Source organism: Rathayibacter sp. AY1C5 (assembly GCF_002931705.1).
GTDB lineage: Bacteria > Actinomycetota > Actinomycetes > Actinomycetales > Microbacteriaceae > Rathayibacter.
In genome coordinates this window covers 307,584-329,422 of the sequence record NZ_PSWD01000001.1, presented here as the reverse complement: position 1 = coordinate 329,422, position 21,839 = coordinate 307,584, and the positions used below count along the sequence as shown (strand labels likewise).

The window sequence follows — 21,839 nt, the reverse complement described above, 5'->3', positions numbered from 1 at the left end:
TCAGATCTCCTGGGCGAAGTTGCCCTCGAGGCGGCGGAAGATCCGGTGGCCGATCCACACGAACACCAGCCCGACGACGAGGACGATGAGAAGGCGCAGCTCCATGTCCGGCGGCCACACCTGGGGGGCGATCTCGTTGCCGTCGATGATGCTGACGCGCGAGCCGTCTCCCCAGATCGCGCGCTGGAAGGCGAGAATCGCGTTCGAGATCGGGTTGATCAGGTAGAGCTGCTCGGCCCAGCCGTGGCCCGCTCCGGTGGAGGCGGCGACGACGAAGTTCCACGCGTAGACGATGGGGGAGAGCCAGAAGAAGATCTGCAGCCCGACCTCGACGAGGAACTGGACGTCGCGGAGGTAGACGTTGAGGGCCGAGAGGGCCAGGGCCAGCGCGAGGCCGTACACGAGCACGATCGCCAGCGCGGGCACGATGTAGAGGAGCTGGACGCCGAAGATCAGCGAGCCCGTGAGGACGGCTCCCGCGATCAGGACGACGAACTGCACACCGAAGTTGAAGAGGGCCGAGCCGATGGCCGCCACCGGGAAGATCTCCCGCGGCAGGTACACCTTCTTGATCAGCCCGCCGTTGCCGAGGATCGACGTGGTGCCCGCGGTCACGATCTCGCTGAACAGGCCCCAGAGGGTGAGCCCCGAGAAGACGAAGATCGCGAAGTTCGGGACGCCGCGAGAGGCCCCGAGGATCTGGCCGATCGCCACGTAGTAGATGAGGAGCATGATCAGCGGCCGGACGAGGCTCCAGACGAAGCCCAGGCTGCTGTCCTTGTAGCGCGACTTCAGCTCGCGCCCCACGAGCAGGCGGAGCAGCTCGCGGTGCCGCAGGATCTCGGCGAGGGAGGCGACGAAGCCGCCCGAGCCGCCGCCGACGGCCGACGTGGTGCCGGCGATCTGGAACGGCTCGTCGGCGATCGCGCGCGCGCGATCCACAGCTTTGCTGGGCATGGAACTCCAAGCTCTCGGCCTCCGCCGGGCGACGGACCGCATCATTATACGTGCGGCCCACCCTGGAGCCCCCTGGCTGGCGTGCCGGTGCGCGGCGCATGGCGGGTAGTCTTGCTCCCGCTCGCCGACTGAACGACACGAACGAGGTGTTCGCCATGCCCACGCAGCCATCCGACGTCCCCCTGGACCCGGCGCCGCAGAGCGCTGGGGACCCCGCCCCCGTCCTCGGCGGCACGGGCGAGGACGCTCCTCCCGCTCCCGACCCGAGCCTCGAGTCGGCCGTCGGCGACGCCGCTCCCGCCGCCGTCCCGGCCGAGCCCGCCCGCACGTCCGGGGCACCCATCGAGCCCCGTCTCGCCGAGCCCGAGTCCCCGGACGAGGAGCTCGCCCGCCTGCGCGCGCAGGTCGACTCCCTCCTCAACGACCCCTTCGACGAGTGGGTCGAGCGAATCCAGGTGGGCGGAGTGACCGCCTCCGGCTTCGAGCGCACCCTCTCCTGGCGGGTGACGAAGCCGCTCCGCCTGGTGCGCACCTTCCAGATCCGCGTCGAGCAGCTCGGGCTGTCGGGCGCCGTCGGCCACAGCGCGCGCTTCGTGAAGCGCCGCCTGTCCGGTCGGGCGCGATGAGCGACCGGTCGCAGGTCTCGGCCGCCGGCTCGGCCGCCGCGCGCGCCCACCGCACGGAGGCGATGCTGCAGCGCCTGGAGCAGATCGGCGCGCTCCTCTTCGACGCGGAGCGCCGCGCCTCGCTGCGCACCCGCGGGCCCGGCCCGTACCTCGACGAGGTGGCCCGAGAGATCCGCTCGCGCCAGGACGACGAGCTGACCTGGGTCGCGCTGGTGTCGTTCACGGCCGCGTACCCGACGAGCGAGCTGTTCGACTGGTTCCGCCGCGCCCTCGAGCTCGCCTCCGAGGAGGCGGCGCTGCGCATCTTCCTCGAGGCCGGCTCCCGCACCGCGACCGGGTTCGCCGATCTGGACGCCCGCGTCGAGGTCGTCACCGGGGCCGTCCTGATCGACGTCGACTTCCCCGCCCGCCACGGGCACAACACCGGCGTCCAGCGGGTCGTGCGCCAGACCGTGTCCCGCTGGGACGCCGAGCACGAGATCGTCCCGGTCGCCTGGGTCCACGGATCGATGTCCTTCCGGCGGCTGAGCGCGATCGAGCACGAGCGCGTCGTCGACTGGTCCTCCGCCGGGCGGCGCGACTGGGAGCACGGCGATCCGGAGCGCATCGAGTTCGTCGTGCCCTACCGCAGCGTCGTCGTCATCCCCTCGGTGCCGGACTACAACCAGTGCGGGCCGCTCGCGGCCCTCGCCGAGTACTCCGGCAACGAGGTCGTCGTCCTCGGCCACGACGCCATCCCCGTCGTCAGCGCCGACACGGTGCCGCCGGAGGAGACGGTGCGCTTCGTCAACTTCCTCTCCGTGGTCAAGCACGCCGAGCGCGTCGCCACGGTGAGCACCGCGGCCGCGCTGGAGTTCGAGGGCTTCGTGCGAGCGCTCCCCGCTCAGGGCCTCACCGGCCCGACCGTCGTCCCGGTCCCGCTGCCCGTGGAGCTCCCGGACGGCCTGCGCTCCGAGGGCCGGAGCGCGTCCGGCCTGCCGCTCGTGCTCTGCGTCGGCAGCCAGGAGCCCCGCAAGAACCACCTCGCGGTGCTGCACGCCGCCGAGGTCCTCTGGCGCGAGGGCCTGCGCTTCCGCGTCCGCTTCATCGGCGGGGCCAACCCGTGGGCGCACCAGGTCTTCGATCCTCGCGTGCGCGAGCTGGTCGCCGCCGGACGCCCGGTCGAGGTGCTCCGCGGAGCCGACGACGACGTCCTGATCGCGAGCTACCGGGAGGCGCTGTTCCTGGCGTTCCCGTCGCTGCACGAGGGGTACGGCCTGCCGGTCGCCGAGGCGCTGTCGATCGGGCTCCCCGTGCTGACCTCGCGCTACGGCAGCACGGCGCAGATCGCCGAGCACGGCGGATGCGTCCTGATCGACCCGGAGTCCGACGAGGAGATCACCGACGGCATGCGCCGCCTGCTGACGTCGCCGGAGCTCGTCGACGAGCTCCGCCTCGAGGCGGCCGAGCGGCCCGAGCGCACCTGGGACGACTACGCCCGGGAGCTGTGGGCCGCCCTGATCGGCCCCTCGGCCCTCATCGAGCACGAGGAGGCGCCCCGTGCGCTCTAAGCAGTACCTGGTCGACCGTCTCGCCACCCTGGTGCGCACCCTGGCCCCCACCGTGGAGCCGCTGGGCAGCGTCGACGCCCTCACGGGACAGCTGAGCGTTCTGCTGCCCGCCCCCACCGACCGCGAGGTCTGGCTGGTGCTCGCCGTCCTCCGCGGCACGCTCCCGCGCCGGGAGGACGTCGTCGACGGCCGCCGCCGGGCCCGGCTGGACGGCACCGCCGGTCTGCTCACCCACGCCGCGTCCACCATCGCCTCGAACCGGGTCTTCGCCCGCTTCCACCACCCCGAGGTCGAGGTGGTCGTCGGCGCGGTCGTCGTCGACGTTCACCACACCGCGCGCACGGGACTGGCCACGGGCATCCAGCGCGTGGTGCGCCAGAGCCTCGTCCGCTGGACGCGCGACCACGAGATCCTGCTCGCCGGCTGGGACTCGACCCACGAGTCGCTCGTCATGCTCACCCCGGAGCAGAGCCGGAACGCCGTCTCGGGCGACGTGCCCGACGCCGCGGAGGACCGCTCCCGCGTGATCGTCCCGTGGCAGGGCACCTACCTCCTGCCCGAGCTCGCCGTGGAGGACGAGCGGACGTCGCGCGTCTCCGCCCTCGCCGAGTTCAGCGGCAACCGCACGGGCACCATCGGCTTCGACTGCGTGCCGGTCACCACCGCCGAGACGGCGAGCACCGGCATCAGCGCCGCCTTCTCGCGCACGCTCGTCGCTGTGTCGCACATGGACCGCATCGCGACCATCTCCGAGGCGGCCGCGACCGAGTACTCCGGCTGGCGCCACATGCTCGGCAGCGTCGGGATGCAGGGGCCGGACATCCGGCCGATCCTGCTGCCCTCGCAGCCGGAGAGCGTCTCGGACGAGGAGCTGGCCACCGCCGCGCGCTCGCTGGTGACCGGTGACCTCCCGCTCGTCGTCTGCGTCGGCAGCCACGAGCCGCGGAAGAACCACCTGGCGGTGCTCCAGGCCGCCGAGCTGCTCTGGCGCCGGGGCGTGCGCTTCAGCCTGGTCTTCATCGGCGGCAACGCCTGGAGCAGCGCCGAGTTCGAGTACCGACTCGAGGTCCTCGAGGGCCAGGGCCGTCCGGTCCGCTCGCTCTCCAAGATCACCGACGCGCTGCTCTGGAGCGCCTACCGCCTGGCCCGGTGCACCGTGTTCCCCTCGATCAACGAGGGCTACGGTCTCCCGATCGTGGAGTCGATCTCGGTCGGCACCCCGGTCGTGACCTCCGGATTCGGCAGCATGCACGAGGTCTCCGCCTCGGGCGGCGCGCTGTTCGTCGATCCGCACGACGACCACGACATCGCCGCGGCCCTCGAGCGGTTGCTGACCGACGACGAGCTGCACGCGCGGCTCTCGGCGGAGGCGCTCGCGATCGACGGCGGCACCTGGGACGAGTACGCCGCCCGCGTCTGGTCGTACCTCGTCGAGGGAGACGGCGTCGACGAGCGGGCCCGGGCCGAGCAGTCGGACGCGACCGCCTAGGCGTCCTCGATCCACCGCGTGCAGAAGGCCCCCGCTCCAGCAGCGAGGGCCTTCTGCACGCGGTGCGCGCGGCTCAGCGGGAGCGGCGCGCCAGCTCGAGGTCGTTCTCGACCATGCGGGCGACGATCTCCTCGAAGCCGACGGTCGGCGCCCAGCCGAGCACTTCGCGGGCCCGGGAGGCGTCCCCGCGCATCTCGGGGGCGTCCACGGGGCGCGCGAACCGCGGGTCGATCGTGACCCGCTGCTCCCAGTCGTCGATGCCGGCCGCGGTGAAGGCGGCACGGACGAAGTCGCGGACCGAGTGCGCGACTCCGGTCGCCACGACGTAGTCGCCCGCCTCCTCGGCGCGCGAAGCGCGCACGAGGGCGTCCACGTAGTCGGGAGCCCAGCCCCAGTCGCGGCGCGCGTCGAGATTGCCGAGCGAGAGCTCCGACTCGGCGCCCGTCGCGATCGCCGCGACTCCGGCGGTGATCTTGCGGGTGACGAAGCCGAGCGGCCGACGCGGCGACTCGTGGTTGTAGAGGATGCCGGACGAGGCGTGGAGCCCTCGGCCGCGGTAGACCGCGACGAGGTGGTGCGCGAACGCCTTCGCGGCTCCGTAAGGGGAGACGGGGCGGATCGGGGTCCGCTCGGTCTGCGGGTTCTCGGTCGCGGCCCCGAAGATCTCGGAGGAGGAGGCCTGGACGAAGCGGACCTCCCGGCCCGCCGACTCCTGGAGCGCCAGCGAGGCCTCCAGGAGCGCGGCGACCGCGGTGCCGGTCACCTCGGCCGTGAGCACGGGCTCCTTCCACGAGAGCGCGACGGAGGAGAGGCCGGCGAGGTGGAAGACCGTGTCCGGCTGCGCCTCCGCGACGATGCGGCCGAGGCCGGAGGCGTCGCGGAGATCGCCCTCGAAGGCGCGGACGGCGGCGGGAAGAGCGGCGTCGTCGGTCCCGCGCACGAGCGCGGAGACCTCCCAGCCGTCGGCGAGCAGGCGCTCGACGAGGTAGCCCCCGTCCTGACCGCTCGCTCCGGTGACGAGAGCGGCAGGCATGACTACTTGATCAGCGCGGACTGCTCGGCGAGGTCGTTCTCGACCATCATCGCCACGAGCTCGGGGAACGAGACCTTCGGCTCCCAGCCGAGGACGTCGCGCGCCTTCGCCGGGTCGCCGATCAGCAGGTCCACCTCGGCGGGACGCATGAACGCGGGGTTCTGGGTCACGTACGGGGTCCAGTCCTCGATGCCGACGTGGTTGAAGGCGATGTCGAGGTACTCGCGGATCTCGTGGGTCTCGCCGGTCGCGACCACGTAGTCGTCGCCCTCGGGCTGCTGCAGCATGCGCCACATCGCGTCGACGTAGTCGCCGGCGAAGCCCCAGTCGCGCTTCGCGTCGAGGTTGCCGAGCTCCAGCGTCTCCTGGAGGCCGAGCTTGATGCGGGCGACCGCGAGGCTGATCTTGCGGGTGACGAACTCCGGGCCGCGGCGGGGCGACTCGTGGTTGAAGAGGATGCCGGAGGAGGCGTGCATGCCGTACGACTCGCGGTAGTTGATGGTCATGTAGTGGCCGAAGACCTTGGCCACTCCGTAGGGCGAGCGCGGCCAGAGCAGCGTCTCCTCGCTCTGCGGGACCTGCTGGACCTTGCCGAACATCTCGGAGGAGGAGGCCTGGTAGAACTTCACGCGCGACATGTCGGAGCCGGCGTAGAGGCGGGTCGCCTCGAGGATGTTGAGCACGCCCTTGCCGGTCACATCGGTGGTGAGCGACGCGTTCTCCCACGAGTAGGCGACGAACGAGATCGCACCGAGGTTGTAGACCTCGTCGGGCTGGGCGGCGGCGAGCACGCGCACGAGGCTCGACACGTCGGTCAGGTCGCCGGTGAGCAGGGTCACCTCGGGCACGGTGCGGCGGACCAGCTCGTACTTGGGGTTGTTCTGCCCGCGGACGAGCCCGAAGACCTCGTAGCCCTTCGAGAGGAGGAGCTCGGCGAGGTAGAGGCCGTCCTGGCCGGTGATTCCGGTGATCAAAGCGCGGGGCACGTGGTGGTCCAATTCGTCGGGGTCGATGACAGCGGGACACATACTACCCACGGGCACGGCCGGGCGCCGGGAGCGGTGCGGCCCGCCGGTATCCTGGCCGGGCTTCGGACCGATTGGACGCCATGCCGGAACTCCGCCCCGTCACGCTCGCCGTGCTCACCGTCGACCCGGGCGGGATGGGCGGCGGCGAGACCTACGCGCGCGCGCTCACGCGCCTCCTGGCGCCGCGGCCGGGGGAGGAGGGGCCCGCCGTGCAGGTGCTCGTCCCCGAGAACGCGCGCGGCTTCAGCGAGGGCGTGCCCGAGGTCGTGGCCGAGGGGGTCGTCAGCGGGGCGGGCCACCGCCGCCGGGCCGTGGGGATGCTCCAGGCGCTCCTGCGCACGCCGCGCCTGCGCCGGCGCCTCGGCCGGGACGCGGTGCTCTACTTCCCGTTCACGGTCCCGCTCCCGTGGCCGTCGCGGCGGCAGGGGCACGTGCAGATGCTGTTCGATCTGCAGCACCGCGACCTCCCGCACCTCTTCCCCCGCGTCGAGCGCGTCTTCCGCCGGCTCGCCTACGAGGCGACCGCTCGCCGCGCCGACGCGGTCATCACCATCAGCGCCTTCACCAAGGGGCGGATCGTCGAGCTGCTGGGCATCCCGGAGGAGCGGATCCACGTGTCGCATCTCGGCGTGGACACCCGGCGCTTCGTCGCGAATCTGGGCACACGCGAGGACTTCGTCTTCTACCCGGCGCGCGCCTGGCCGCACAAGAACCACGCCCGCCTGTTCGAGGCGGTGCGCCTGCTGCGGGAGGAGGGGCACGCCCTCCGGCTCGTGCTGACGGGAGGGGACCTGGACCGCCTCGGCCCGCTGCCGGACTTCGTCGAGTGGCGCGGCCACGTCACTCCGGAGGAGCTCGCCGACCTCTACCGCCGAGCCGCGGTGCTGGCGTTCCCGAGCCTCTACGAGGGCTTCGGCCTCCCGCCGATCGAGGCGATGGCGTCGGGATGCCCGGTGGCCGCCTCCGACGCGGGCTCGCTCCCGGAGATCTGCGGGGACGCCGCGGTCTACGTCGATCCGCTCGAGCCGCGCTCGATCGCGGACGGGATCCTCGAGGCGATCGAGCGGACCGGCGAGCTCGGCCCGCTCGGCGTCGAGCGTGCCCGGTCCTTCAGCTGGGAGCGCTGCCGGGAGGAGCACCTCGCCGTGCTCCGCCAGGTGGCGCGGCGGCGCGGGCGCTGAGGAGTCCGGTCAGTCCCGCGGGTGCAGGAGCCGGCGCCAGCTCAGTCCCTGGGCCGCGCGCATCGCGCAGAGCACCACGAGCAGCCAGCCGGCGTCGAGCAGGATCGAGCTCTCGGCCAGTGCGGTGACCATCAGCACGGTCAGCACCAGCACCGGCCAGACGTGCACGACCGCCTTGCGCTCGGAGGCGATCAGCCAGGAGCGCCAGAGCGCGAGGCCGATCAGCACGACGAAGAGGACCACCCCGACCGCGCCGACCTGCAGGGCCACGTCGAAGAGCGCGTTGAGGCTCGACGAGTGCGGGCGGCCCGAGAGGTAGTCGATGGCGGTGAAGGGGTAGAGGTCGGGCCGCCAGTAGCCCACCCAGCCCCAGCCGACGATCGGAGCGAGGTCCGTGAAGCGCCAGACCTGCTGCCAGAGCCGCAGCCGGAACTCGAACTCGCTGCCCGCGTTCAGCAGCTCGATCACCCGGTAGCGCAGGAGCCACACGGTGAGGGCGGCCGCGGCGGCGACGCCGAGCACCGCGAACTGCCGCCGACGGCGGTGGGTGCCGTCGCCGTGGCGCACCCAGCGCAGAGCGAGGGCGACGACGACGGCCACGGCGAGCACGCCCGCGCTCACGGCGGAGCGCGTGAAGAGGAGGGTGACCGCGGCGAGGGCGAGCGAGGCGACGGCCGGCCCGCGGGCGACGGAGCGGGTCATCAGCTCCACCGAGAACGTCACGATCGCCAGCAGGCAGACCAGCCCGAGCTGGTTGCGCGTGCCGACGAGTCCCTGGATCGGCCCGCCGACCGCGAGCAGGCCCTCCACGCCGAGGAAGCGCAGCGGCTGGTCGATCAGCACCCCCGAGAGCACCTCCACGGCCAGCGAGGCGATCAGCACGACCCGCAGCACGTCGCCGACCGAGCGGATGATCTGGATGATGTCGCGCGTGAGGCCGATCGCGATCGCCAGGAACGCCAGGGCGAACTGGTAGACGACGCTCGAGACCGTGGCCCAGGTGTAGTCGCTCCACAGCACGCTGAGCGCGATCCAGCCGAGGAACACCAGGATGCTCGTGGGCAGCAGGCCCTCCCAGTCGAGCCGCCCGCGCCGCAGGACGAGCATGACCGCGGCGAGGGCGGTGAGCGTGGCGACGGCGGCGATGTAGCCGGGCCAGCCGAGGAGCCCGCGGACCGCCGGGGCGCAGAGGACGGTGACGAGAGTGGTCTGCGCGAGGGCCGCCGCGAACTGCGGGGACGCCGTCGCGTCGGCGAGGGGGAGCGGGGTCGCGGCGAGGACCTCGGGCGTCTCGGTCGCCGGTCGCTTGGTCTGCACCGCGAAGAGGACGAGGAGCAGCCAGCCTCCCTCGATCAGGATCCGGCTCTCGAACAGCGACTGCGCCAGGAGGGCGACCACGATCAGCAGCGGAGCGAGGCTGACGGCCGTGTAGGGGAGGGTCGAGGTCGCGTCGCGCCGCGGGCGGTCGACCGCGCGGAACCAGGAGCGCCACAGCGTCGAGACGGCGAGCGCCGCGAAGAGGACGAGGCCGAACGCTCCGAGCTGGAGGGCGACGTCGAGCCAGGCGTCGTGGGCCTGCAGGTAGAGCACGCCCTTGCGCTCGGCGAGGGTGTCGAACGGGGCGGCCCAGGGAGCCCAGTAGCTGACCCAGCCCCAGCCGAGGACCGGGCGCTGCAGCGTGAGCGCGATCACCGAGTCCCAGATGTCGAGGCGGCCCGTGGCGTCCTCGCTCTTGCCGAGCAGGCCGAGGAGGGCGCCCCAGCCCGCGGCGCCTCCGGCGACGGCGGCCACCGCCAGCCCCGCGGCGGTCAGGTAGACGGGACGGCGGCGGGACTCGCCCCTCCGGCGAGCCCAGAGCGCGAACGCGGCCGCGAAGACGACGGCGACGAGGCAGAGCAGGACGGTGGCCGAGCGGGTGAGCAGGAGGGTCGCGACGAACAGGGCGACCCAGACCGCTCCCCAGCGGCGCCGGACCGAGTGGGCCGCCAGCTCGATCGCGATCACGATCAGGCCGAGCAGGGCGAGGAAGCCGAGGAGGTTGCGGTTGCCGACGATCCCCTGGACGGGCTCGCCGGTGAAGAGGGCTGCCTGCGACCAGTAGAAGGCGTCGGGCGTCGGTCCGTCGGCGGGAGGCTCGACGCCGAACGGCAGGACGGGCTGCCGCACGACGACCGCGATCACGAGCTCGAAGAGGAGCGAGAGGCCGACGGAGAGGCGCAGTGCCCGTCCGAGAGCCGTGAGCAGTTCCCGGCTGCTCAGCGTGACGGCGAGGACGACGCCGCCGAGCGTCGTCGCGAGCTGCGCCGTGACTCCGATCGCGCTCGCTCCCGGATAGGCGGACCACAGCAGCGAGAGCACCGCGAGCCCGAGGAAGAGGACCAGCGACTTCGGCGTGCGGGCCCAGCGCGGGCGGGGGCGGGCGCGGACGAGCACGGCGATCGAGGCGCCCAGGAGCAGCGCGACGACGACGCCCCAGCCCCACCATCCGGCGAGGTTCCGCAGCGACTGGCCGGCCAGCAGCACGGCCAGCACCGCCACCGCGAGCGCTCGGGGAGCGGCGGGGGCGGCGCGTCGGATCATGGCGACCAGTCTAGGGAGCGGGGGCGGCGCGGCGGCGTGCCGGGCGCGCCGCCGCTCGCTCCCCGGCCGGGGCGTCCCCTCGGGGAAGACGGCTTGGACGGGAGGCTCAGACGAACGCGGCGGTGCCGGTGATCGAGCGGCCGACGATCAGCGTGTTCATCTCGCGGGTGCCCTCGTAGGAGTAGAGGGCCTCCGCGTCGGCGAAGAAGCGGGCGACGCCGTAGTCGAGGACGATGCCGTTGCCGCCCATCACCTCGCGGCACCAGGCGACGGTCTCGCGCATCCGGGCCGTCGCGTAGGCCTTCGCGAGGGCGGAGTGCTCGTCGCGCTGCTCGCCGGCGTCGAGCATCTCGGACACGCGGGTCGCCAGGGCGATGCTGGCCGTGATGTTGCCGATGCTCTTGACCAGGAGGTCCTGCATCAGCTGGTGCCCGACGAGCGGCTTGCCGAACTGCACGCGCTCCTTCGCGTAGCGCAGCGCCGCGTCGTAGGCGCCGATCGCGACGCCGATGGCCTGCCAGGCGACCTCGGCACGGGTGAGCCGGAGCACCTTCGCGGTGTCGCGGAACGAGTTCGCGCCCTGCAGGCGCAGCGACTCCGGGACGCGGACGCCCTCGAGCACGATGTCGGCGTTCTGCACCGTGCGCAGGCTCTGCTTGCGCGCGATGGCGGTGGCGCGGTAGCCCGGCGTCGAGGTGGGGACGAGGAAGCCCTTCACCTGGCCGTCCTCCGCGTCCTTCGCCCAGATCACGGTCACGTCGCTGAAGGTCGCGTTGCCGATCCAGCGCTTCTCGCCGTCGAGGATCCAGTCGTCACCGTCCCGGCGGGCGGTGGTGCGCAGGCCCTGGGCGGAGTCGGAGCCGGAGTGCGGCTCGGTGAGGCCGAAGGCGCCGACGACCTCGCCCGAGGCGAGCTTCGGCAGCCACTCGGCGCGCTGCTCCTCGGAGCCGGCGACGCCGACCGTGCCCATCACCAGGCCGTTCTGCACGCCGACGTAGGTCGCGATGCCCGCGTCCACCCGGCCCAGCTCGAGTGCCACCCAGCCGCGGAACACGGCGGAGTTCTCGATCGCGCGGGTCTCGGGCCAGGAGAGGCCGATGACGCCGGTGGCGTGGATCCCGGGGATCAGCTGCCGCGGGAACTCCGCGCGCTCCCAGTACTCGTCGGCGATCGGCCGCACCTGCTCCTCGAGGAACGCGCGGACGCCGACCAGCAGCTCCTTCTCGGCGGGCGTGAGCGCCGCCTCGAACCCGTAGAAGTCGGCCCCCAGGGTCTCGAAGGTCGTGCTGTCCATGCTCTGTGCTCCCTCGCTCGTCGGATGCGGCACGGCGACCGCTCCGACGGCGACAGTGCTGCGACTCCCAGCGTACGAAGCGCGCCTGCGAGTGCCGCGTCCTCTGGCGGAGAGCACCAACAGGCGGGCCCTCCTCCCGGGCCCGCGTTGTGGATCCTGCTAGCGTCGCAGCGGAGCGGCCCCGGCGCGTCCGGCTGAGCGGCTCGGACCCACCCCTCGGACGGAAGGCCAGCGCTCCCGTGTTCATCCCGATCGGCAACACCCCCCGCGACTACGCCTGGGGCTCGCTCACCGGCATCTCGGAGGCCCTCGGCACCGCGCCCTCCGGCGCCCCCGAGGCCGAGCTCTGGCTCGGCGCGCACCCGGGCTCGCCCGCGCGCATCCTCGACCCCGCCTCGGTCGGCGCCGGCACGCTCGCCGAGTGGATCGGCGAGCACCCCGAGGCGGCGCTCGCCGGAGTGGAGGGGTCGGTCGATCCGGTCTCGGGCGCTCCCCGTCTGCCGTTCCTGCTCAAGATCCTCGCCGCGGGCGGGCCGCTGTCGCTCCAGGCCCACCCCTCGTCCGAGCGGGCCCGGCGCCGGTTCGTCGAGGAGGAGGAGGCCGGCATCCCGCGGGACGCCGCCGATCGCAACTACAAGGACCCGTTCCACAAGCCCGAGCTGATCTACGCGCTCAGCGAGAGCTTCGACGCGCTCTGCGGCTTCCGCGAGCCGGCGGACGCCCGGGCGCTGCTCGCCGAGCTGGCCGGGCGCGCCCCGGCGGAGGAGGCGGCCGCGATCGCGCGGTTCGCCCGGACGCTCGAGGGCGAGCCCTCGGAGGTCCTCCGCGGCGCCCTGTCGTGGCTGCTCGCCGACGGCGACCGCGCCGAGGTCGCCGCGCTGGTGTCCGCGGTCGTCGCGGCGTCCACGGGCGACGACCGCCTCGAGACGACCACGGTCCGGGACCTGGCCGAGAGCTACCCGGGCGACCCCGGCATCGTGCTCTCGCTCCTGCTCAACCGCGTCCGCCTCGCCCGCGGCGAGGTGCTCTACCTGCCTGCAGGCAACATCCACGCCTACCTCGCGGGCACGGGCGTGGAGCTGATGGCCGCCTCCGACAACGTGCTGCGCGGGGGCCTCACGCCCAAGCACATCGACGTGCCCGAGCTGGTGAGCGTGCTGGAGTTCTCGCCGCTGCCCGTGCCCTACCTCCCGGCCGAGCAGGCCGGACCGGGCGTGCGCGTCTACCGTCCGGACGTCCCCGACTTCGTGCTCGCCGTCGTGCAGCCGGCGTCGGAGGAGCCGGCCCGCGTCGCCCTGCACGGGCCCGCCATCGCGATCGCGACCGAGGGCTCGTTCTCGCTCGAGGGCGCCGAGGGCTCGGTCCGCGTCGAGCGCGGCGGCAGCGTGTTCGTGACCCCGTCGGAGGGCGCTCTCGCCGTCACCGGACGGGGCACGCTCTTCGTCGCGACGGTCTGACCCCTCCAACGACCCGGCCGCTCAGGCGGCGAAGGTGCGGCGGTAGGCCACCGGCGTGGTCCGCAGGACGCGCGTGAAGTGGTGGCGCATCACCGCGGCCGTGCCGAAGCCGACCCGCGCGGCGACCGCCTCGAGGGTCAGCTCCGTCTCCTCCAGCAGCACCTGCGCCCGGAGGAGGCGCTGGCGGGTGAGCCAGGCGAGCGGAGTCGTGCCGAGGTCGGCCCGGAAGCGGCGCGCGAAGGTGCGGGGGGCCATCAGGGCCCGACGGGCCAGCGCCTCGATCGAGAGGTCCTCGTCGAGGTGCTCCAGCATCCACTCGGTGACCTCGGCCAGCGAGTCCGCGCGCGCCTCGGGAACGGGGGTCCGCAGGTACTGCGCCTGCCCGCCGTGGCGCTGCGGGGGTACGACCATCCGCCGGGCGACGACGCTCGCCGCCGTCGCGCCCAGCTCCTCGCGCACCACGTGCAGCGCCGCGTCGATGCCGGCCGCGGTGCCCGCGCTCGTCACGATGCGCCCCTCCTGCACGTAGAGGACCTCCGGGTCCACCGTGACGGAGGGGAAGCGCCGGGCGAGCTCCGCGGCGTGCATCCAGTGGGTGGTCGCGCGCCGACCGTCGAGCAGGCCCGCCTGCGCCAGGGTGAAGGCCCCGCTGCAGACGCTGAGGATCCACGCGCCGCGCTCGTGAGCCTCGCGGAGGAGGTCGAGCACCCGCTCGTCGGCGGGCCCGCGGCCGTGGGCGGGGACGGCGATCAGGTCCGCGTCCCGGGCCGCGTGGAGACCATCGGCGATCAGCAGGTCGAATCCGAGGCTCGTGCGGACGGGGCCCGGATCGGGAGTGGCGATCCGGAAGTCGAGGGCGGGACCTCCGTCGGCGCCGCGGTCGATCCCGAACACCTCGCAGACGACCCCGAACTCGAACGGCGCGAGGCCGGGCAGGGCGAGGAGGGCGACGGAGCGGAGCACGACGGCAGGATATCGCGTCACGTCGTCATCCGGCCTATCCACGCCGTCGATCCCCGCCGCTAGGGTGTCTTCCGGCGCGCGGAGTCGCGGGCCCGCACCGAGGAGGATCCACATGGCATGGCTGGTCACCGGGGGAGCCGGGTACATCGGGGCGCACGTGGTGCGCGCGTTCTCGGAGCAGGGCATCGACCCCGTCGTCCTCGACGACCTCTCCTCGGGGCACGCGTCGTTCGTGCCCGAGGGCGTCCCGTTCCGCCAGGGCTCGATCCTCGACGAGGCCCTGCTCGACCGCGTGCTCGCCGAGCACGACATCGAGGGCGTCGTCCACGTCGCCGGGTTCAAGTACGCCGGAGTCTCGGTGCAGCGCCCTCTGCACACCTACGAGCAGAACGTCACCGGCACCATGCGCGTGCTGGCGGCGATGGAGCGCGCCGGGGTCTCCTCGATCGTCTTCTCCTCGAGCGCTGCCGTCTACGGCGCGGTCGACGTCGAGATCGTCACCGAGGACACCCCCAAGAGCCCGGAGTCGCCCTACGGCGAGTCGAAGCTGATCGGCGAGTGGCTGCTCGCGGACGCGGGGCGGGCGCACGGCGTCAGGCACGCCTCCCTGCGCTACTTCAACGTCGTCGGGTCCGGCTACCCGGACGTCTACGACACCAGCCCCCACAATCTCTTCCCCCTCGTCTTCGAGGCGCTGCTGGACGGCCGCACGCCCCGGATCAACGGCGACGACTACCCGACACCGGACGGCACCTGCGTCCGCGACTACATCCACGTCGCGGACCTGGCGCTCGCGCACGTCGCCGCGGCGCGCCGCCTGGCCGCCGGCGAGCCGATCGACCCGGTCTACAACCTGGGCAGCGGATCCGGGGCCTCCGTCGGGGAGATCATGCGCGCGATCGCCGACAGCACCGGCATCGCCTTCACGCCCGAGGTCGCCCCGCGGCGGCCGGGTGATCCGCCCCGCATCGTCGCCTCCGGTGAGACGGCGGCCCGCGACCTGGGCTGGGAGATGCGGCACACCGTCGCCGAGATGGTGGAGAGCGCATGGCGCGCACGGAGCGCCGCGACGGCCTGATCGGATCTCACGTTCGCGACACGCCGGTGTGTCGTGAACCCTCCACGGCGGGTTGAGGGTTTATGGTCCGCGACTTGACCTGAGCGAATGACACCGCTGTAATTACCTAGGCAGCGGCTCCGGGAGGAGCGGCCGCCGATCATCGGTTCGCAGGCGGGGTAGGAGACGGCATGACGCTTCCGGAACAGCACTCCGGAGTCCCCGAGGACTGGTTCGTCGATCCGGTCCGTCTGGGCGTGCCCGGGGTCCGACCCGGGATCGACACCGCGACCGAGGCGCCGGGGGGCGCGCTCTCCTGGCAGGTCGACTCGCTGTGCGCGCAGACCGATCCCGAGGCCTTCTTCCCCGAGAAGGGCGGCTCGACCCGCGACGCCAAGAAGATCTGCACCTCGTGCGAGGTCCGGGCGCAGTGCCTCGAGTACGCGCTCGAGAACGACGAGCGCTTCGGCATCTGGGGCGGCCTCTCCGAGCGCGAGCGCCGGAAGCTGCGCCGCCGGGCCTAGTCCCCTCCTCGCCGCGACCCGACCGACGGGGCGGCGAGCCGCAGGCGGGCGGCGCGGCGGCATCGCTTAGGGTGGTCCGCGATGTATCCACGAGTCACCGCCGTCCTCGTCGCGCGCAACGGCGCGGCCTATCTGGAACGAACCCTCGCGGCACTGCGGGCGCAGACCCGTCAGCCCGATGCGACGGTGTTCGTCGACGGAGGCTCGAAGGACACGACCGACGAGCTCCTCGCGTCCTGGGGTCCGACGCAGCTCGTGCAGGTCGCCGAGCACCTCCCCTTCGGCCAGGCCGTGGCCCGCGCTGTCCGCGTGATGCAGCCGCCGGCCGGAGAGGACGAGTGGCTGTGGCTGCTCGCGCAGGACTCCGCCCCCGAGCCCGGCGCCCTCGCGGCGCTGCTGGGAGCCGTCGAGGTCGCCCCCTCCGTCGCCGTCGCCGGTCCCAAGATCATGGACTGGACGCGCTCCGGCTACATCCGCAGCTACGGCGAGTCGATCACCAAGCACGGCACGACCGTCCACCTCGTCGAGGACGAGCTCGACCAGGGCCAGCACGACTCCACGCCCGACGTCCTGGCCGTCGCCGCCGGCGGCATGCTCGTGCGCCACTCCCTCTGGGAGGAGCTCGGCGGCTTCGACCCCGGCCTGCCGGTCGTCGACGACGCGCTCGACTTCTCGATCCGCACCCGGCTCGCCGGGCACCGGGTCAGCCGCGTGCCGGACGCCCGCGTCACCACCGCCCGCATCGGGCTGCAGCGCCCCGACGGCCGCCGCATCGACAGCGGGGAGCGGCGCCGCGCGCGCCAGCACCGCACCGCGCAGCTGCACCGCCGGCTCGCCTACGCGCCCGTCGCGCTCCTCCTCGTGCACTGGCTCTCGCTCGTCCCCCTGGCTATCGGCCGCGCAGTCGTGCGCCTGCTGCGCAAGCAGCCCGGGCTGGTCGGAGGGGAGCTGCTGGCGGCCCTCGTCGTCGCCTTCGGGGGGACGAAGGTGCTGCGGGCCCGCGCCGTTCTCCGCTCGTCGAAGAACGTGGGCTGGAAGGCCGTCGCGCCGCTGCGCATCCCGCTGGACGTGGTGCGGCAGCTGCGCTCGGTGCGCCACGACGCCGTGCGCGTGCAGGCTGGGCGGGACCGCCATCCGCTGCACTTCTTCCAGGGCGGGGGAGTGTGGGTCGTCCTCATCGCCGCGCTCGCCGGCCTGGTGGTCTACACGCCGCTCCTCGCTGCTCCCGCGCTCAGCGGCGGCGGTCTGCTGACGCTCTCGCCGACCGTCGGCGAGCTGTGGCGCAACGCGGCCTACGGCTGGCGCGACCTCGGCTCGGGGTTCATCGGCGCGGCGGACCCGTTCGCCGCCGTCCTCGCCGTGCTCGGCTCGCTGACCTTCTGGTCGCCCAGCTACTCGATGGTGCTGCTCTATCTCGTCGCGCTCCCCGCTGCCGCCCTCGGCGCCTGGCTGATGATCGCGCGGCTCACCCCGCGCGCGACCGCCCGCGCCGCCGGAGCCCTCGTCTACATCCTCGCTCCCGCCTTCTTCGCCGCGCAGGCCGACGGGCGCCCCGCCCCGCTGCTGGTGCACGTGCTGCTTCCCTGGCTCTTCTTCGCCGGGTTCGGCGCGTACCGCTCCTGGTCCGCCTCCGCGAGCGCCTCGATCCTGGCTGCGGCCGTCGTCGCGTGCGCGCCGGTGCTGGCCGTGCCGCTCCTGGTGATCTGGCTCGTCGTCGTCGCCACCTCGGGGCGGCGGATCGGCCGCTTCCTCGGCCTGCCGATCCCCGCGGCCGTCCTGCTCTTCCCGCTGGTGGTCGCCCGCGCACCGCGGGGCGACTGGCTCGGCGTCCTCGCGGATCCGGGCGTCCCGCTGCCCTCCGCGCAGTCGGACCTCGTCGCGCTGCTCGCCGGCTTCCCGGCCGGTCTGCCCGATGGATGGCTCGCGTTCCTCGGCGGTCTGGGGATCGGCGCCTCCGCCGCCCCGCTGGTCACGGCCGTGCTCGTCGTGCCGCTGATCGTCGCGGCGCTGGCCGCCCTCCTCCTCCCGAACAACCTCTCGGCCCTCGGCGGCGTCGGCGTCGCGGCGGCGGGTCTCGTGACCGCCTCGCTCGCCCAGGGCGTGCAGGTCGCGACCACCGGCTCCGAGGCGGTCTCCGTCTGGAGCGGCACCGGTCTCAGCCTCTACTGGCTCGGCCTGGTGATCGGCGCGTCGCTCTCGCTCGCCGCCGTGCGCTCCGTGCGCGTGGTGCCGGCGCTCGTCGTCACGGCCGCGGCAGCAGCAATGGTCGGTCCGCTCGCGGTGGCCTTCCCGTCCGGCGCCGGCACGTCCGTGTCGACCACGTCGGACCGCTCGCTCCCCGCCTACGTGGCGGCCGAGGCCCGGAACGACCCGCGGGTGGGCACGATCGTGCTCGTCCCGCAGGCGGACGGCGGCGTCCTCGCCCGGCTGGAGCGCGGAGCGGGCGCGACCCTCGACCAGCAGTCGACCCTCGCGAACACCGGCGCCGAGAGCACGGACGCGATCGACGAGCTGGCGGGCAACCTCGTCTCGCGGACGGGCTACGACGTCCCCTCCGCGCTCGAGAGCCTCGGCGTGCGCTTCGTCGTGCTGACCGAGCCGGCCGGCACCCAGGTCGGCGACGCGGCCGCCGCCGTGCGCGCGCGGGCGGCCGTCTCCCTCGACGGCAACGCGGCGTTCTCGGCCGTCGGCGACACCCGCTACGGGCTCCTCTGGACGGCCGTCGACACCGAGGGGACCCGCACCGAGGCCGCTCCGTCCGGCGTGGTCGGGCCCTTCGGGATCGCCTACACGATCGCCCTCCTCCTCGTCTTCGTCGTCGCCCTCCTGCTGGCGGTGCCCACCGGGCTCTCGCTCGAGCGGGGCCGCTCCAGCGGCGCGGTCGCCGGGATCGACGACGAGCCGGGCGAGGCCACCGGCCAGTTCGACGACGGGAACGACGATGTCTGACCCCGCCGACCAGGAGAAGCAGATGCCCGAGTCCTCCGCCCGCCGCTCCCGCGCGGAGCGCCGCGCCGATCGCTCCGCGGCATCGACGCCCGATCGCGCACCCTCGGCCGCCCGTCGGCGCCGGACGGCCCTGCGCGGTGCGGTGGGCGCGGCCGGAGTCGTGATCGCTGCGGCCGCCGTGGTCGTGCCCCAGCTCCTCCCGTCCCCCCTGGTCTCGAGCGCCGCGGAGGGCGTCGTCGTGACGCCCGTCGCGGCCGACAGCTCGCTGGTCTGCGGCGGCGATCTGATCGACGCCGGAGAGCCGGAGCAGCTGCGCGCCCTCGACGGCGCGGCGACCGCGGTCCGGCCCGAGGGCTCCACCTCGGACCCCACGGTCCTCGACGAGGACGATGTCGCCGCACCGGGCACCGGCATCACCGGTCTGAGCGTGCCCGCGGGCTCCGACCCCGCTCCCGGTGGAGCCACCGTCCAGGCCATCGGCACGGACACCCTCTCCGGACTGTCCGCCCGCGCCTGCGCCGAGCCCTCGGCCGACAGCTGGCTCGTGGCCGGCTCGACCGACGTCGGGCGCACCTCCGTGCTGATCCTGGCGAACCCGAGCGAGGTCGCCTCCACCGTCGACCTCACGCTCTTCTCCGAGACCGGCACCGTCCAGGCCACCGGCGCCACGGGCATCGTCGTTCCGGCCGGAGCGGTCCGCGCGCTCCCGCTCGCGGGGCTCGCCCCCGGGGTCGTCCAGCCCGTCGTGCACGTGACCGCACGGGGCGGCGAGGTCGCCGCGAGCATGCAGAGCAGCGCCATCTCCGGGCTCACCCCGGAGGGCGTCGAGACCACCGGCCCCTCCGCCGGCCCGGACACACTCGCCGTGATCGCCGGCTTCACCGTCACGTCGCCTCCGGCCGAGACCGCGAGCGACGACGGCAGCGGCGGCGCGGGCAGCCCCGTGCTGCGCATCCTCACCCCCGGCGACGCCGACAGCACGGTCTCGGTCGAGGTCACCAACGAGGACCCGAGCGGGTCGGGCGCCTCCACCCAGGTCGTCGTCCCCGCCGGCCTCGTCGGCGAGGTCCCGCTCACGGGCCTGGCGGACGGCTCCTACCGCATCGTCCTGCGGGCCGATCAGCCGATCGTCGCGGCGGGGCGGACGACCTCGACCGGCTCGGCCGGCACGGACTTCGCCTGGTTCGCCTCCGGCACCGCGACCACGACGCCCTTCGGCGTCGCCGGCACGGGCGAGGGCGACGCGCGACTGCACCTGGTCAACGGCAGCGACTCGACCGCCTCGGTCGAGATCGAGGCCCCGGGCGGCACCCGCACGCTCGAGCTCGGCCCGTTCGCGGCTCTCGCGACCCCGCTGGACGGCGACGGCGCGGTCGTCAGCAGCACCCAGCCGGTGCAGGCCTCGGTCTCGATCGCGCGCGACGGGCGGATCGCCTCGTACACGATCGTCCCGCCGGGACCGCTCTCCTCGCCGATCAAGGTCTACTCGCACTGAGACGCGGGGCGGCGGCGCCTCGGCGGTGCCGGCGCCTCAGAGCTGCCGGCGCATCAGGGGTGCCGGTAGCGGTCCGGGGAGATGTCCCACGGGTCGCGGCCGAGCAGCTCCGCGACGGCGCGGAACACGTAGCTCTCGATCAGCATGCGCTGGTGCCACTCGTCGCGGCGGTGCAGCTTCGCCAGGCGCTCGATCGGCACGCGGTAGAGCGTGATGCGGCGCGCGGCGTGGTCGACGCGCCACCGCGCGATGCCCGTGCCCTGCAGCCGGTCGGGGTCGACGTCGGGAGTCGCAGCGACGTCGACGCGGATGCCGGCGAGCTCCTCCGGCCAGGTGCCGCGGAGGTAGTCGAAGGCCGAGCCGATCGTCGCCTCGAAGAAGTCGGAGCGGGTCTGCAGCAGGGGGAGGTGCGGACCGGTGATCGGCCCTCGTGCGCCGCGGCCGTGCCGGTCGCGGGAGCCTCCGCGCGACCCGCTCGTCGGGCGAGCGGCGGAACGACGAGCACGGGGCATGGCTCCAGCCTATTGCTACTGTGGGCGGCGATGACCGGACGGCACTGCTCGCGGACGGGCTGCCGCGCGCAGGCCGTCGTCACGCTGACCTACGACTACCGCGACTCGCTGGTGGCGGTCGGGCCGCTGAGTCCTGCGCCGGATCCGCACGGCTACGACCTCTGCGCCGAGCACGACCGGCGGCTCCTCGTCCCGCGCGGCTGGGAGACCGTCCGCTACGGCGCGGGGCCCGCCTAGGCCGCTGCCGCGCGCGTCAGGGCCGCTCGGGGAAGCCGCGCGGCGTGCTCGAGAGCACGGGGGCCAGCCGCTCGAGGCGCTGGTCGGACAGGAGCAGGGCGCGCTCCTCCCGCGCCCGGCGGAGTGCGGCCACGGCGAGGAGGAAGTCCTCCGCGGGCGCGGCGGGCAGCGGGGAGACGTGGACCGCGGTCTCGTCGGCCAGCGCGGCGGCGAGCTGCGAGCGCGACGGCTCCGTCATGCCGTGGCGCTGGCGGAGGAACTGCGCCAGTCGGCGCGCCAGGGCGTCGGGGAGGCGCGCGGTGTCCGCCGTGACGGCCCAGCCCCGCAGCGGCTCCGGGATCTCGACGACCAGCGGCTCCGCGCGGGGAACCCGCTCGAGCTGGCTGTGCGTGCCCGCGAGGACGTCGCCGAGACGGCGCGATCGGCGCGAGAGGAGGCCGACGACCGCGGCGAGCCCGCCGAAGGTCATCAGGATCTCGAGGACGCCGGTGAGGCCGCGCACGAGGGCGTGCCGGAAGCCGATGGAACCGCCGTCGTCGCGGACGACGCGAGCGCCGACGGTGAGCTTCCCGAGCGAGCGGCCGCGACTGGCCGTCTCGACGGTGACCGGCACGATCACCACGGCGATGACGAGGGCCGCGATCGCCACGGCGGCCGAGGCGGCGGGGTCCAGGCCGCCGTCCCCGGAGAGGGAGGAGACCAGCAGGAACAGGCCCAGCGCGAGCAGGAGCTCCGCGATCAGGTCGATGATCGCGCCGACCGCGCGGAGCACGAACGAGGTGACGGGCACCTCGAGCGCGATCGCCTCGCCGGTGACCAGGTCGGCGTCGTCGAACTCGGTGCGCTGCTCCTCCACGGTGCTCCTCCCGGATGCTCGGCCTCGGCGGCGTGCCTGGCTATCCTGTCA

The 21,839-nt window shown here is 73.8% G+C and carries 18 protein-coding genes; 10 read left to right on the top strand and 8 right to left on the bottom strand.

The window, feature by feature from the left end:
• A complete protein-coding gene (locus tag C5C57_RS01475; RefSeq protein WP_104223153.1) occupies positions 1 to 957 on the bottom strand; it encodes an ABC transporter permease in 957 nt (318 codons plus the stop codon).
• 155 nt (positions 958 to 1,112) lie between these two features.
• Between C5C57_RS01475 and C5C57_RS01470 the strand changes: the two genes are divergently transcribed.
• Genes C5C57_RS01470 through C5C57_RS01460 form a run of 3 tightly spaced genes read left to right on the top strand, consistent with a single transcriptional unit; the run spans position 1,113 to position 4,622 of the window.
• Positions 1,113 to 1,583 (top strand): hypothetical protein, encoded by a 471-nt coding sequence (locus C5C57_RS01470; RefSeq protein WP_104223152.1) that lies wholly within the window; start codon positions 1,113 to 1,115, stop codon positions 1,581 to 1,583.
• Positions 1,580 to 3,133 carry a glycosyltransferase gene (locus C5C57_RS01465; protein WP_104246674.1) on the top strand — a complete coding sequence of 518 codons (1,554 nt, stop codon included), beginning with the start codon at positions 1,580 to 1,582 and terminating at the stop codon, positions 3,131 to 3,133. The genes C5C57_RS01470 and C5C57_RS01465 overlap by 4 nt, the downstream gene beginning before the upstream one ends.
• Positions 3,123 to 4,622 carry a glycosyltransferase family 1 protein gene (locus C5C57_RS01460; protein WP_104232815.1) on the top strand — a complete coding sequence of 500 codons (1,500 nt, stop codon included), beginning with the start codon at positions 3,123 to 3,125 and terminating at the stop codon, positions 4,620 to 4,622. Before C5C57_RS01465 ends, C5C57_RS01460 begins: the two co-directional genes overlap by 11 nt.
• A 73-nt stretch (positions 4,623 to 4,695) precedes the next feature.
• Here the strand turns inward: C5C57_RS01460 and C5C57_RS01455 are convergent, their stop codons facing one another.
• Both C5C57_RS01455 and C5C57_RS01450 read right to left on the bottom strand, forming a co-directional pair.
• On the bottom strand, positions 4,696 to 5,655 hold the full coding sequence (locus tag C5C57_RS01455; RefSeq protein ID WP_104223149.1) for a GDP-mannose 4,6-dehydratase: 960 nt from the start codon (positions 5,653 to 5,655) through the stop codon (positions 4,696 to 4,698).
• A gap of 2 nt (positions 5,656 to 5,657) precedes the next feature.
• Positions 5,658 to 6,641: a GDP-mannose 4,6-dehydratase gene (locus C5C57_RS01450; RefSeq protein WP_104275317.1), complete on the bottom strand. Its 984-nt coding sequence runs from the start codon at positions 6,639 to 6,641 to the stop codon at positions 5,658 to 5,660.
• A gap of 122 nt (positions 6,642 to 6,763) precedes the next feature.
• Here C5C57_RS01450 and C5C57_RS01445 point away from each other — a divergent pair, with 122 nt between their 5' ends.
• Positions 6,764 to 7,864: a glycosyltransferase family 1 protein gene (locus C5C57_RS01445; protein WP_104246673.1), complete on the top strand. Its 1,101-nt coding sequence runs from the start codon at positions 6,764 to 6,766 to the stop codon at positions 7,862 to 7,864.
• Positions 7,865 to 7,873: 9 nt separating this feature from the next.
• Here the strand turns inward: C5C57_RS01445 and C5C57_RS01440 are convergent, their stop codons facing one another.
• Both C5C57_RS01440 and C5C57_RS01435 read right to left on the bottom strand, forming a co-directional pair.
• Positions 7,874 to 10,444, bottom strand: coding sequence for an O-antigen ligase family protein (locus C5C57_RS01440; RefSeq protein ID WP_104246672.1), 2,571 nt, complete (start codon positions 10,442 to 10,444; stop codon positions 7,874 to 7,876).
• Positions 10,445 to 10,550: 106 nt separating this feature from the next.
• On the bottom strand, positions 10,551 to 11,738 hold the full coding sequence (locus C5C57_RS01435) for an acyl-CoA dehydrogenase family protein (RefSeq protein ID WP_104246671.1): 1,188 nt from the start codon (positions 11,736 to 11,738) through the stop codon (positions 10,551 to 10,553).
• 239 nt (positions 11,739 to 11,977) lie between these two features.
• Between C5C57_RS01435 and manA the strand changes: the two genes are divergently transcribed.
• Entirely contained in the window at positions 11,978 to 13,195 is a 1,218-nt protein-coding gene (manA, locus tag C5C57_RS01430; protein ID WP_104246670.1) for a mannose-6-phosphate isomerase, class I, read from the top strand.
• Positions 13,196 to 13,216: 21 nt separating this feature from the next.
• Here the strand turns inward: manA and C5C57_RS01425 are convergent, their stop codons facing one another.
• Positions 13,217 to 14,158 carry a GlxA family transcriptional regulator gene (locus C5C57_RS01425; RefSeq protein ID WP_104246669.1) on the bottom strand — a complete coding sequence of 314 codons (942 nt, stop codon included), beginning with the start codon at positions 14,156 to 14,158 and terminating at the stop codon, positions 13,217 to 13,219.
• 112 nt (positions 14,159 to 14,270) lie between these two features.
• On the opposite strand from C5C57_RS01425, the gene galE reads away from it, so the two are divergent.
• The 4 genes from galE (at position 14,271) to C5C57_RS01405 (ending at position 20,183) form a co-directional block, all read left to right on the top strand.
• Positions 14,271 to 15,236 (top strand): UDP-glucose 4-epimerase GalE, encoded by a 966-nt coding sequence (gene galE / locus C5C57_RS01420; RefSeq protein ID WP_104246668.1) that lies wholly within the window; start codon positions 14,271 to 14,273, stop codon positions 15,234 to 15,236.
• Positions 15,237 to 15,406: 170 nt separating this feature from the next.
• Complete coding sequence (locus C5C57_RS01415) at positions 15,407 to 15,739, top strand: WhiB family transcriptional regulator (RefSeq protein ID WP_104224145.1); 333 nt, start codon at positions 15,407 to 15,409, stop codon at positions 15,737 to 15,739.
• Positions 15,740 to 15,820: 81 nt separating this feature from the next.
• The gene (locus C5C57_RS01410) at positions 15,821 to 18,688 is read left to right on the top strand and encodes a glycosyltransferase family 2 protein (protein WP_104246667.1); all 2,868 of its coding nucleotides are present in this window, start codon (positions 15,821 to 15,823) and stop codon (positions 18,686 to 18,688) included.
• Entirely contained in the window at positions 18,681 to 20,183 is a 1,503-nt protein-coding gene (locus C5C57_RS01405; RefSeq protein WP_146082325.1) for a DUF5719 family protein, read from the top strand. Before C5C57_RS01410 ends, C5C57_RS01405 begins: the two co-directional genes overlap by 8 nt.
• A 53-nt stretch (positions 20,184 to 20,236) precedes the next feature.
• On the opposite strand, the gene C5C57_RS01400 is transcribed toward C5C57_RS01405, so the two are convergent.
• Complete coding sequence (locus tag C5C57_RS01400; RefSeq protein WP_104224142.1) at positions 20,237 to 20,695, bottom strand: metallopeptidase family protein; 459 nt, start codon at positions 20,693 to 20,695, stop codon at positions 20,237 to 20,239.
• Between the two features lie 30 nt (positions 20,696 to 20,725).
• Between C5C57_RS01400 and C5C57_RS01395 the strand changes: the two genes are divergently transcribed.
• The gene (locus C5C57_RS01395; RefSeq protein WP_104224141.1) at positions 20,726 to 20,932 is read left to right on the top strand and encodes a DUF3499 family protein; all 207 of its coding nucleotides are present in this window, start codon (positions 20,726 to 20,728) and stop codon (positions 20,930 to 20,932) included.
• 16 nt (positions 20,933 to 20,948) lie between these two features.
• Here the strand turns inward: C5C57_RS01395 and C5C57_RS01390 are convergent, their stop codons facing one another.
• Complete coding sequence (locus C5C57_RS01390) at positions 20,949 to 21,788, bottom strand: RDD family protein (RefSeq protein WP_104224140.1); 840 nt, start codon at positions 21,786 to 21,788, stop codon at positions 20,949 to 20,951.
• Positions 21,789 to 21,839 lie beyond the last annotated feature (51 nt).